Raw genomic sequence first — 12,346 nt, 5'->3', positions numbered from 1 at the left:
GTCTGCCAATTGTGGGGTGACTGACACGGCCTCTTCGCGAGCGAGCTCTGCTCCTACAAGGATTGGTGGTGTGCTGAAGACAAAAAACCCGGCCGAAGCCGGGTTTCTGTTCAAACGATCACTGCATCCACGGGGGTGGCGGTGGTTCTTCTGATTTGCCTTTAGGCTCGTCATCCGCCGCACGGATTGCTTGCTTGCGCTCTTCATCAAGCCGCGCCGCTTCGATCTCGCGGATAACCCCGCCGACATCGGCCAGCTCTTCCGGCTCGTCGAACTCACCGGTCAGCACACTGTTCGGGTGCAAGGTGCCGGCTTCGTACAGCGCCCACATTTCTTTCGCGTACTTGGTCTTCTTCAACTCCGGCGCAAAGCGACCGAAGTACGAAGCCATGTTGCCAACGTCACGTTCAAGCATGCTGAACGCGTGGTTGTTGCCGGCAGCATCGACCGCTTGTGGCAGGTCGATGATCACCGGGCCGGTCGGTGTCAGCAGCACGTTGAACTCGGAAAGGTCACCGTGCACCAGACCGGTACACAACATCAGCACGATCTGCGAAATCAGGAACGCGTGATATTCACGGGCCTGATCGGCTTCCAGTACCACGTCATTAAGACGCGGCGCCGCATCGCCGTATTCATCGGCCACCAGTTCCATCAGCAGCACGCCTTCGAGGAAGTCGAACGGCTTGGGCACGCGCACACCGGCGCCAGCCAGACGGAACAGCGCCGCCACTTCGGCGTTCTGCCAGGCGTCTTCGGTCTCTTTGCGACCGAATTTCGAGCCCTTGGCCATCGCGCGCGCCTGACGGCTGTTACGCACCTTGCGGCCTTCCTGATACTCGGCTGCCTGGCGGAAACTACGTTTGTTTGCCTCCTTGTAGACCTTGGCGCAACGTAACTCGTTGCCGCAGCGCACCACATAAACAGCTGCTTCTTTACCACTCATGAGTGGTCGCAGCACCTCGTCAACCAGACCGTCTTCGATCAGCGGTTCAATGCGTTTTGGAGTCTTCATCAGCTTTTATTGTGGGTCCTTTATTACCAAACACGCGAATGTCACTCGTTATACGGCAATCCTCGCAGTACGGGGAGGGGTTGCCGACCTGTGAACGTTGTCGATGCACACACTGTGCCGGATTATTCAGGGCCAACCTGCGTAGACCGCAGCGAATCATAGCTGACAGCGTGGTACTTGTTGGTATCGGCCGGTGAGGGCATTTGCGACAGAATCTGACATTTGTGGTTTCGCCTTTTTACCCTCACCCCAGCCCTCTCCCGGAGGGAGAGGGGGCCGACCGAGTTGTCTGGCGTTATACATCGACCTGAAACACCGCGTCGATTATGGATTGGGCAAACTGAAACATATGGATTCGGCTAACTGAATGACCGCGTCGAATTTTGGATTCGGTAAAGCACTATCAGGTCGGCGTACCTCGCAAGCATCCCCCAATCAGTCCCCTCTCCCTTTGGGAGAGGGCTAGGGTGAGGGGCTTTTAGCGTTCGATGATCGCGGTAACACCTTGCCCGCCAGCGGCGCAAATCGAAATCAGACCGCGCCCCTTACCCGCCGCCTCCAGCAGTTTGGCCAGGTTGGCGACGATGCGTCCACCGGTTGCGGCAAACGGATGCCCCGCCGCCAGCGAACTGCCCTTCACATTCAGCCGGCTACGATCAATCGACCCCAACGGCGCATCCAACCCCAACCGGGATTTGCAGTATTCGGGATCCTCCCAAGCCTTGAGCGTACACAACACCTGCGCCGCAAATGCTTCGTGAATTTCGTAGTAATCAAAATCCTGCAAGCTCAGCCCGTTGCGCGCCAGCAAGCGTGGCACCGCATACACCGGCGCCATCAACAGGCCCTCGGCACCGTTGACGAAGTCCACCGCCGCCGCTTCACCATCGCGCAGATAGGCAAGGATCGGCAAGCCGCGCTCCTTCGCCCACTCTTCACTGCCGAGCAGCACCACCGAGGCGCCATCGGTGAGTGGCGTGGAGTTGCCTGCCGTCAGCGTGCCTTTGGCGCTTTTCTCGAACGCCGGTTTCAGCGCGGCGAGTTTTTCCAGGGTCAGATCCGGGCGCAGATTGTTGTCGCGGGTCAGGCCGAGGAACGGTGTCATCAGATCGTTGTGCCAGCCTTCGCTATAGGACGCCGCCAGTTTTTGGTGACTTTCGAGGGCCAGTTGATCCTGCTCTTCACGCGGAATATTCCAGGTCTGCGCCATCAGTTCGCAGTGTTGGCCCATCGACAGGCCGGTGCGCGGTTCGCCGTTGCGCGGGAATTCCGGGATCAGGTGTTGGGGCCGCAGTTGCAGAAAGGTTTTCAGTTTGTCGCCGGTGGTTTTCGCGCGGTTGGCTTGCAGGAGGATTTTGCGCAGGCCTTCGCTGACGCTGATCGGCGCGTCCGACGTAGTGTCGACGCCACCGGCAATACCGCAATCAATCTGGCCGAGGGCGATTTTGTTGGCGACCAGCAATGCGGCTTCCAGACCGGTGCCGCAGGCTTGCTGGAGATCGTAAGCCGGGGTGGCCGGCGACAAACGCGAGCCGAGGACGCATTCGCGGGTCAGGTTCATATCTCGTGACAATTTAAGCACCGCACCCGCCACCACTTCGCCGATGCGCAGGCCGTGCAGGTTGTAGCGTTCGATCAGGCCTTCGAGCGCGGCGGTGAGCATCACCTGATTGCTGGCCGTGGCGTACGGCCCGTTGGAACGGGCGAAAGGGATACGGTTACCGCCAATGATCGCGACGCGGCGCAGCTGACTCATGAATAACTCCTTTTCAAATTGATCGGATTCACACAGATCTCTGTAGGAATGAACACTGTGGTGAGGGGATTTATCCCCGACCGGCTGCGAAGCAGTCGTAGAACCTGCACTCGCGGTGTTTCAGATGGACCGCTCAGCATGGAATTGGGGCCGCTTCGCAGCCCATCGGGGATAAATCCCCTCGCCACAGGATCACTCCTACAAGGGTTCTGCTGTGTTTCTGAATTTGTGTTCGCCAACAAAACCATCAGGGGCAAACTACTCTGCTGTTCTAGCGTAGGCCCTATTGCGTGGATCGAACGATTGATTGCCATCGGTAGTCCACACTTTGAACCCCAACTTTTGGAGAGCGTTCCATGTCTGACCGCTATATCGACTTCGCCAACTCGTCCTTCGGCCATCGTCTGGTCGGGGCGCTGGGCCTGCCGTCGCCGGTGCGACTGGAGCGCTGGCAGGCTGGGCGCCTGCGGCCGGTGGAAGGTGCGCTGCTGATCGGTGGCGGGCCGCTGGCCGAGCGCGTCAGCACGTTCGCCAACCGTCTGACCGAAAGCATTTACCGCTACGGCGAGCAACCGGCGACCGCCACCGAATGGATTCCCGGCCATGGCCCGAAACTCAAAGCGGTGGTGTTCGACGCCAGCGAATTGCAGCACACCGACCAGCTCAAGCAACTGCGCGAATTCTTTCAGCCGCTGATGAAGAATCTTGAGAGCAGCGCGCACTTGGTGATTCTGGGCCGCGCCGCGGAAACCCTCAGCGATCCGTTCGCTTCCAGTGCACAACGCGCGCTCGAAGGTTTTTCGCGTTCGCTGGCCAAAGAACTGCGCAGCGGCGGCACGTTGCAACTGATCTATGTAGGCGAAGGTGCCGAGGATCAACTGGAAGGCCCGCTGCGGTTTTTCCTTTCGCCGAAAAGCGCATTTGTCTCCGGACAAGTGATTCGCCTGACTGCGTGCGCCACACAAGTCACTGACTGGACGCGTCCGCTGGCCGGTCGCAAAGCGCTGGTCACCGGTGCGGCACGCGGTATCGGCGCATCGATCGCTGAGACCCTCGCCCGCGATGGCGCCGAAGTGATTCTGCTCGACGTGCCGCCAGCGAAAACCGATCTCGAAGCCCTCGCCGCCCGCCTCGGTGGTCGCGCGATCACCCTCGATATCTGCGCCGAAGACGCCGCTACACAGTTGACCGAACACCTGCCGGACGGCCTCGACATTCTGGTGCATAACGCCGGCATCACCCGCGATAAAACCCTGGCCAACATGACCCCGGAATTCTGGGACGCGGTGCTCGCGGTCAATCTCAACGCGCCGCAAGTACTGACCAAAGCGCTGCTCGACAACGGCACGCTGCACGACAATGCGCGAGTGATTCTGCTCGCCTCGATCAGCGGCATCGCCGGCAACCGTGGGCAAACCAACTACGCCGCGAGCAAGGCCGGTTTGATCGGTCTGGCCCAAGCATGGGCGCCGACGTTGCTGGAGCGTGGCATCAGCATCAACGCGGTCGCCCCCGGTTTTATCGAAACGCAGATGACTGCGCACATCCCGTTTGGTCTGCGTGAAGCCGGGCGGCGCATGAGTTCGCTGGGCCAGGGCGGCTTGCCGCAAGACGTCGCCGAAGCCGTGGCGTGGCTGGCGCAACCGGGTACCGGCGCGTTCACCGGTCAGGCGTTGCGGGTTTGTGGGCAAAGTGTTTTGGGGGCTTAAGGCATGAGCATCGAATGGCACACGCTGGATCGCGAACCGAGCCTGCCGGGGCTTTACGCACGGGCCGCGACGCGACGCAAAATCACCGGCACCACCCTGCCCGACAGCGGTTTGCGCTGTTGGGTCGATGTCGATGGCAAGCGCCTGGCGGACTATCGCAAGGTCTGCGGCTTTGCCGATGACGGGCTGTTGCCGCCGACTTATCCACATATCCTCGCGTTCGCGTTGCAGATGCAATTGCTCACGGCAAAAGAGTTTCCGTTTCCGTTGCTGGGGCTGATTCATCTGAGCAATCGCATTTGCGTGTTGCGGCCAATGGGCGGGATCAGTCGCGCGCAGGTCAGCGTGCGTGTGCACAACTTGCAGCCGCACCCCAAGGGCGCAACGTTTGATCTGCTGACTACATTGGACGACCAACTCGGGCCGTTGTGGGAGGCGGAAAGCCAGATGCTTTGTCGCGGGGTGAAACTCGACGGCGAACCGGTGGAACAGCACTGGGAGCCTGCGCAAGCATTAAGCGAAGTGGCGCGCTGGAAAGCGCCGGCGGACATTGGCCGGCAGTACGCCAAGGTTTCCGGCGACTACAACCCGATTCACTTGAGCGCGGCGAGTGCCAAGCTGTTTGGCTTTCCTACGGCCATTGCTCATGGTTTGTGGAACAAGGCACGGACATTGGCGGCACTGGCCGATCATTTGCCCAAGGCCAATCTGGAAATCACTGTGCACTTTCGTAAGCCGGTGCGACTGCCGAGCGAGGTGACGTTGCTGGCGAGTGCGGCGGGGTCGAGTGGTGAGTTGCGGTTAGTGGGCAATGGGGAGTTGGAGCATATGGTCGGGCTGTGGCAACCGATCGCGCAATAAACGCAGAACCCTTGTGGCGAGGGAATTTATCCCCGTTCGGCTGCGAAGCAGTCGTGAGTCCATTCAATGCGGTGTATCAGAAAGAAACTGATTGCTGATCTTGGGGCGGCTGCGCCACCCAACGGGGATAAATCCCCTCACCACAGGCTTGAGGTCGCACAGAGGATTGTGTTGATCCCGGAAACGGAAGGTTCGACCTGTTAATTGTGTATATATCACTTAAGTTTTCCCGCCTCCCCTCCCTTCCAATGAAAAAACCCAAGCCTTGATTTTCAAGGCTTTTTTTTGCGCGTTTATCACCTCGGTATTAGTCCTTAGGCGCTGCAAACGGCCCTCTATATAAAGGCGTTAATACCAACTTGAGAATGGCGGGAACCCGCGCCTGGACTGAGATTGCAGCAACGGACGAGGACATTGCCGGCGACATGAATCGGCGAGTCATCGAAGGCAACGAACGTTGTGACAGGTGCAAGGAATCTCGATCATGAAAACTCAAGTCTGGTCAAAATCTGCAATCGCTTTGGCAGTGGTTCTCTCTCTCGGTCTCGCCGGTTGCAGCAGCGGCGGTGGCGGCCATCACAGCAGCTCGGGCAGTTCCGCGCCGGCTAGCGACAGCGCTGCGGGTGGCGCCGGTGGTGGCGGAGATACTGCGGGAACTGGCGGCACTGGAGGCACAGGCGGTACTGATGGAACCGGCGGCACGGGTGGTACCGATGGCGGCACTGCGGGCACCGGTGGCACGGGCGGTACCGGCGGCACTGATGGCGGCACCGCGGGCACGGGTGGCACCGGAGGAACCGGCGGAACCGGTGGAACCGGTGGTACTGGAGGCACAGGCGGAACCGGTGGCGGCACCGACCCTACCAATCCGACCAACCCTACAGATCCAACCAACCCGACCAATCCTACCGTCCCTACCTTGGTGACCACGACATTGGTGCAAGATGTCGGCACCACGGTCAGCGGCGTCGGCAACGGCGTTGGCCAGGTCGGCGATTCCCTGAGCACTGTTCCCGTGGTGGGTGGCGTCGTGCAAAGCGTTGCCAACACCACCGGCAATGTCGTCAGCACCTTGGGGGATGGCTTGGGCAACGGCATCGGCAAACTGGCCAGCACACCCAACGGTGTTGGCGTCACGGCGTCATCGGTCGGCGGCGTAGTAGCAGATGTCGGTGATGGCGTATCCGATGTCAGTGGCAAACTGGCCACCGCAACCAGCAGCGTGCCAGTGGTCGGCGGTATCGTCACCAAAGTCGCCCCTTTGCTGGATGGCGTCGGCGAAAAAGTCACCATGCTCGGTGACACCCTGAGCACAGCGACGACGACAGGCCCCCTCGGCGGCTTAACCACCCAGGTCAGTCAGAAACTGGTGCCGGTGATTGCCATGGTTGAAAGCACCACCGACAAGATCGGCAGCGCTACCGGTCTGGGCGCTCCACTCAACGGCGTGATCCAGAAAGTCGGCGGCACCGTTAACGACCTGGGTGGCAAAGTCACCGGCGCTGGCAACGGCAATGCCCTGACCAACACAGTCGGCGGAGCGTTGAGCAATGCCGGCACCGCCGTCGGCAAGGCGGGCGGCCTGGTATCCAACGGTACCGGTGGCGGTTCGGGTGGTGTCGGTGGTGGTCTGGGCGGCACCGGCCTGCTGCAAACCGTCGGCGGCGCGGTAGCTAATGTTGGCAGCGGCTTGAGCACTGGCAACAGCGCACTGGCAGCTCCGGGCGGCACCGTCGTCTCGGTCGGCAACACCGTCGCCTCGCTCAACACGGCTCTGGGCGGTTCGGGCACACCGATCACCGCACCGACCGCAACCCTGGCAACCATCACCAACACCGTCAGTACAGGCATTGCTCCGGTCACGACAGCCGTCACCAGCCTGACGCAAAATGTCGGCGCAGCGACCGGCCTTGGCAGCCCGGTCTCCAGCCTCACTGCACAGGTGGGCGGCGCAGTCAGCAATCTGGGTGGCGGCATCGCCGGTGCAACAAGCAACCCGGTTCTCAGCGCGGTCGGTGGCACCGTCGCCAGCGTGGGCACCACCGTCGGCGCTGTCGGAGGCCTGGTCAACGCCGGCACGGCGGGCGGAGGTACTGGCGCGACAAACCCGGTCACTTCACTGGTCAGTAACGTCGGCGCCACCGTCGGCAATACGGTCAACACTGTCGGCGGCACTGTCGGCGGCGTACTCAACACAGTCACCAGCACCGCGTCCGGCGCTGGCGGCACCGCCACCGGTGGTGGTCTGGGCGGCGTACTCGGTGGTCTGACCGGCGCCCTTGGAGGCAACAAACGCTAAATTGCACCTGGCCGATTCGACGGCCTCACCTACAGCGCCTACGCTTGGTTGAGGGCGGAAGATTCCCACGAGTCTTCCGCTTTTTTCTTAGGAAAAATCAGCCCGGTGCTGTGATGACCACGGAGTGTCCTATGCGCGTAATGGCGTCTTTGCTGTTCCTCAGCCTCAGTTCCACTGCCCTCGCCGACACCCTGCCGACCTTCCTCAACTCCAACGAAACCATCCGCAACCTGCCCGTGCCCAACCTGCCGGCCGATGCCTATCGCCCGAACGCCGCGCCCGTGCAAGTCCCGGATCCCGGCGCTGCCGCCGCGCAGCCGTTGATGATGAGCACCAAGATCAACCTGAAAACCGTGCAGATCGAAGGCGGCACGATCTACCCGCTCACTGAACTGGCAGAAAACTACAAGCCCCTGATCGGCCGCGAAACCAGCCTCGCCGACCTGATCGAAGCCACGCGCAACATCACCCGCCGTTATCAACAGGACGGCTACCTGTTGTCCTACGCGTTCCTGCCGCAACAGAAATTCGACGACGGCGTGGCGCGGGTGGTGTTGGTGGAAGGTTACGTACGCGACGTACAAGTCGAAGGCGACGTCGGCCGCGTCAGAGGTCTGCTGGATAAATTCATCACCAAAATCCAGGCCGAACGCCCGCTGACCCGCAAGACCTTCGAACGCTACACCACGCTGATGACACGCATCCCCGGCGTCACCATCCAGGCGCAAGTGCCGCCACCGGGCACCACCGACGGCGCCACCACACTGATCGCCCAGGCCAGTCGCAAGCCGTTCACCAGCACACTCAGCACCACCGAAGACAACCGCAACGGCACTCAAGCATTGCTCGGTGTCAGCAGCAATTCGCAAACCTCGATGGGCGAACAACTGACCCTCAGCGGCCTGTTCCCGCCAGGTGACGATGACGAACATTACTACCGGGCCGACTACAGCCAATTCCTCGGATCCGAGGGCACACAACTGGCCCTGTCCGCCTCACGCTACCGCGCCGACCCCGGCACCAACCTGCGACTGGACAACGGCCTGGAACTCAAACCGCACCGCGAAAACGATCGCTACTCGATCGGCTTCACCGTTCCCCTGATCGCCGCCTCCAATGAACTGCTCACCGCCGGCTCGCGCCTCTACGCCGTCAACGACAAAACCCGCTACAACGTCGTCGGCTACCCGCTGAGCGTCGAAGAACGCACCGACATCCGCGCCCTCGCCTTCGAAGGCGACTGGCGCAAAGCCGATGCCAAACAACTGCGCATCCTCAGCGCCGGCCTCTACCAGGGGCTCGACAGCATGGGCGCAAAAACCAACAACAGCGCCATCGACCTCGACTTCTTCCGCGCACGACTGTCCGGGGTGCAGAGCGACAAATTCTTCGACAACTGGCAAGGTGTGCTCTCGGCCGCCCTGTACTGGAGCGACGACAGCGTGCCCGACAGCGAACGCGCGGTATTTGGCGGACAGAATTTCGGTCGCGGCTATCCCGATGACCAAGCGTCCGGCGACAAGGGATGGGGCGTGGCGTACGAGGTCAACTACAGCTACAACCGCGAAGGAAGCTGGGTGCGGATACTGCAACCGTATGTAGTGCTGGATCGCTCGCGCAGCTGGTTCAATCAACTGCCGGTGCAGGCGAACAGCTTGTCCTCGGCGGCGCTGGGATTACGGTTTGGCGATGCCAAGTACTACAACGTTGCCCTGGAAGCGGCCAAAGCGATGTCGGATGAAGCGCTCGATACTTTCAATCGGCGGACGCGTTACAGCATCAGTTTTAGTTATCAGCTATGACGCGCCCCCTGTAGGAGCTGCCGAAGGCTGCGATCTTTTGATGTTGTTTTCATAAAGCAAGATCAAAAGATCGCAGCCTTCGGCAGCTCCTACAGTTTGGGTTGGAGGCATTCAGGTAGGGGGTGGTTGGATGCATTGGCCCCATCGCGAGCAGGCTCACTCCTACAGTTTGATTGGGTGTGTTCAGGTGGAGATTGGTCGGCTGTCAGGCCGCCTTCGCGAGCAAGCTCAGCTCCTACGAAGATCAAAAGCAAAACCCCATCGCCTCTGCTTTTCACCACTCAACACGATGAGCGCAAGCTCGGGTGCAGCTCTTGATCTTGGAGCCCGTCGGCAGGCTGAGTGGAGGGATTGATCCGGGGTGGGAGCGCAGCGACCGTTTGGCGCAGCCAAACACATCGAGAGGAGGTGCAGCGAAGCAAACCGTAGGCGATGAACCCTGGATCAATCCCGCAGCGAAGGAACCCGAGCCCTAGCGAGGGCCGAACGTCAGGGCAAAGACCTTTGGTTACTTTGGGGCGTTTGCCAAAGTGACCCGCCGTAAGGGCGGAACCCATATCCGCCATCACAAAAAAAACGGATATACCCCCAAAAACTCACCCCCGCCCAACCCCCCTAGGCTTGGGAAACAAATTATCCAAAGTCTCAAACAACCTCACGTGATAAATCGGCTTGCGAAACAGATCCACCACCTGCAACCGCAGCAAATCACTGACATCCTCCATATCCGCATGCCCCGACATCACAATCACCGGCAAATGCGCCCGCGACGTATGCTCACGCAAGCGCTTGATCAACGACATGCCCGACTCCTCAGGCATGCGCAAATCGGTAATCACCAACGCAATATCCGGATGCCGCGTCAAATGATGCAACGCCAACTTCACCGACGTCGCCGTATGACACACAAACCCCTCACCCTCCAGCAACTCAGCCAGCTCCAGCAACGCATCCTCCTCATCGTCAACCAGAAGCAACTGTTGGCGCGGCAGCGAGGAAGCAGTCATGGGCAATCCCTGAAAAACCGAAAGTGAACCCGAGTGTAGCGCGTCATTCGCCCATCATCGCGATCAAGGCGTCGGAGCGGTCTGCGCAGTGCCACCCAGGGACACCAGAATACTGTTGAAGATCGCTAATACCTTCGCTCCGATCGGCGTAACGAACACCACGACCACCACAGCGACCATCGCAACCACAATCGCGTACTCGATAGCCGACGCCGCTTCAGTACTCGCCAGAAACGAGCGCACGCGCGTAATCACATAATCAAGAAACATGGCCATTCTCCTGCGTTCCAGCCGCTGGCCGGATACGGAAAAAAACAACAGCCTCGTCAAAACCTGCGCTCGCAATTCACTAGCGCGCGCAAGCAATGAATAAGGGAAGAGTGAGTTCGATCAGATACCCGGCTTGGTCTGCGCCGTACCGCCAAGCTTGGTCAGAATGACGTTGAAAATCGCCAGTACCTTATCGCCGACAGGTGTCACAAATACCACGACAACCACGGCGACCATCGCCACAACAATCGCGTATTCAATAGCCGACGCCGCTTCGTCGCTTTTGCAGAATGTCCGGGCACGTGCCCGCAGATAGTCGAGAGTCATACGAAACATACGTCCACTCCTTCGCGCCTTTGGCGCCGATGTCACGCTACAGCGGCAAGGTTCCACCGTGCCATTTGAGCATTGTCAACAAACTCCCTCCCAACAACTGTAAGAACGGATTAATCACAAAGGATTAGTCCATTGGTGATCGGCCGTTTCCTGCTGTTAATTGGCCAACACCCCTACTTTAGTCAGTTATTTGTCTGTCACTAATGGCGTTTTGGCTTGGATCAGCTAGCGTGGAAATAGCGAAATAGTTGAATGTTCATAGCTGCCGGATTGCGAAATCTCTCGTTGAAAAAAGCGGTGGGTCGTGCAGCAGGAAAGGGAGAGCCGTCATGAACAGTCGCGTCACCATGGGCCTTGCAGCAGTGTTGTTGCTCGGCGCCGTTTTTGTCGGTTACTGGGGGCTGGTGCTCAGCCGCCAACCGGCACCTGTGGCCGAGGCGCCTGCCGCGCCGAACGTCACCGTTGAAAAAACTGTCGCGATCGCCGAAGACCAGACCCGCCAACCGGTGGTGGTTCTGCTCCACGACGTGCCACCGTTTTCGCCGCTGACCGCCGCCGACGTCACCGTGGAAAAACTGCGCAGCGCCCCGGCCGGCAGCTTGAGCAGCGTTGATCAAGCGGTCGGTCGCACACCGTGGCGGCACCTCAGCGCCGGCACCTGGCTGAATGATGAAAGCTTCTCCGCCGGTGGCTCACTGGCACGCATGATCCACAGCGATGAACGCGCGCTGACCCTGGCCGTCGATGAAGTGATCAGCGCTGCCGGGCAATTGCTTCCCGGTGACTACGTCGATGTCCTTCTCTATCTGCGCCAGGACGGCAGCAACTTGCAGCAGTCGGCGCAGATTGTTTTACCCGCCATGCGCGTACTTGGCGTCGGCGATCAATACGGCCTGACCAACGACGGCCAACCCGCCTCCCCCGCGCTGAGCGCCGATGAAAAAATCAAACAGGATCAGCGCCGCATCGCCGCACGCACCGTGGTGCTGGCGGTGCCGGAACAACTGCTCAGCCGGATGATGCTCGCCACCCAGGTCGGCACGTTGCGCCTGGCCGTGCGCAGCAGTGAAGAACAACGTCTGGCGAAATACTGGGCCGGCGAAAGTCAGGCGCCCGCCCACATCGATAACGCCAACAGTCAACTCTTCCAGTTCACCCAACTGGCCCTCGGCGCGGCGCCAAAAGTGCCGTCCAGCGGTGGCTCCGGGGCAGTTGCACGGCCGGCGGTGGAGATCATTCGCGGCAACCAGATCACTCAACAAACCCCATGATTGCGCAAGGATCCAAGTGC

The 12,346-nt window shown here is 60.3% G+C and carries 10 protein-coding genes; 5 read left to right on the top strand and 5 right to left on the bottom strand.

Annotated features, from left to right (window positions below):
* Positions 1 to 118: 118 nt before the first annotated feature.
* Both ACIOMO_RS14260 and ACIOMO_RS14255 read right to left on the bottom strand, forming a co-directional pair.
* Positions 119 to 1,015, bottom strand: a complete 897-nt coding sequence (locus ACIOMO_RS14260) for a PA4780 family RIO1-like protein kinase (protein WP_053116938.1) — start codon at positions 1,013 to 1,015, stop codon at positions 119 to 121.
* Between the two features lie 478 nt (positions 1,016 to 1,493).
* Positions 1,494 to 2,771 carry an acetyl-CoA C-acetyltransferase gene (locus tag ACIOMO_RS14255; RefSeq protein WP_401241458.1) on the bottom strand — a complete coding sequence of 426 codons (1,278 nt, stop codon included), beginning with the start codon at positions 2,769 to 2,771 and terminating at the stop codon, positions 1,494 to 1,496.
* Between the two features lie 356 nt (positions 2,772 to 3,127).
* On the opposite strand from ACIOMO_RS14255, the gene ACIOMO_RS14250 reads away from it, so the two are divergent.
* The 4 genes from ACIOMO_RS14250 to ACIOMO_RS14235 all read left to right on the top strand — a co-directional run bounded on the left by ACIOMO_RS14250 (position 3,128) and on the right by ACIOMO_RS14235 (position 9,442).
* Positions 3,128 to 4,480, top strand: coding sequence for a 3-oxoacyl-ACP reductase (locus ACIOMO_RS14250; protein WP_401241455.1), 1,353 nt, complete (start codon positions 3,128 to 3,130; stop codon positions 4,478 to 4,480).
* 3 nt (positions 4,481 to 4,483) lie between these two features.
* Positions 4,484 to 5,341, top strand: a complete 858-nt coding sequence (locus ACIOMO_RS14245) for a MaoC family dehydratase (RefSeq protein WP_401241454.1) — start codon at positions 4,484 to 4,486, stop codon at positions 5,339 to 5,341.
* 484 nt (positions 5,342 to 5,825) lie between these two features.
* Positions 5,826 to 7,640, top strand: coding sequence for a collagen-like triple helix repeat-containing protein (locus tag ACIOMO_RS14240; protein WP_401241452.1), 1,815 nt, complete (start codon positions 5,826 to 5,828; stop codon positions 7,638 to 7,640).
* A gap of 131 nt (positions 7,641 to 7,771) precedes the next feature.
* On the top strand, positions 7,772 to 9,442 hold the full coding sequence (locus ACIOMO_RS14235; protein WP_401241449.1) for a ShlB/FhaC/HecB family hemolysin secretion/activation protein: 1,671 nt from the start codon (positions 7,772 to 7,774) through the stop codon (positions 9,440 to 9,442).
* Positions 9,443 to 10,038: 596 nt separating this feature from the next.
* Here the strand turns inward: ACIOMO_RS14235 and ACIOMO_RS14230 are convergent.
* The 3 genes from ACIOMO_RS14230 to ACIOMO_RS14220 all read right to left on the bottom strand — a co-directional run bounded on the left by ACIOMO_RS14230 (position 10,039) and on the right by ACIOMO_RS14220 (position 11,046).
* Complete coding sequence (locus ACIOMO_RS14230; protein ID WP_053116932.1) at positions 10,039 to 10,449, bottom strand: response regulator; 411 nt, start codon at positions 10,447 to 10,449, stop codon at positions 10,039 to 10,041.
* A 63-nt stretch (positions 10,450 to 10,512) separates the two neighbouring features.
* Complete coding sequence (locus tag ACIOMO_RS14225) at positions 10,513 to 10,719, bottom strand: Flp family type IVb pilin (protein ID WP_053116931.1); 207 nt, start codon at positions 10,717 to 10,719, stop codon at positions 10,513 to 10,515.
* Positions 10,720 to 10,839: 120 nt separating this feature from the next.
* Positions 10,840 to 11,046, bottom strand: coding sequence for a Flp family type IVb pilin (locus ACIOMO_RS14220; RefSeq protein ID WP_282358226.1), 207 nt, complete (start codon positions 11,044 to 11,046; stop codon positions 10,840 to 10,842).
* A 338-nt stretch (positions 11,047 to 11,384) separates the two neighbouring features.
* Here ACIOMO_RS14220 and cpaB point away from each other — a divergent pair, with 338 nt between their 5' ends.
* Positions 11,385 to 12,326 (top strand): Flp pilus assembly protein CpaB, encoded by a 942-nt coding sequence (cpaB, locus tag ACIOMO_RS14215; RefSeq protein ID WP_401241445.1) that lies wholly within the window; start codon positions 11,385 to 11,387, stop codon positions 12,324 to 12,326.
* The last annotated feature ends 20 nt before the right edge of the window (positions 12,327 to 12,346 follow it).

Source organism: Pseudomonas sp. NPDC087804, assembly GCF_044742965.1.
Taxonomy (GTDB): domain Bacteria; phylum Pseudomonadota; class Gammaproteobacteria; order Pseudomonadales; family Pseudomonadaceae; genus Aquipseudomonas; species Aquipseudomonas rustica.
The sequence above is the reverse complement of the archived record's forward strand: the minus strand, read 5'-3'. Positions and strand labels throughout refer to the sequence as shown.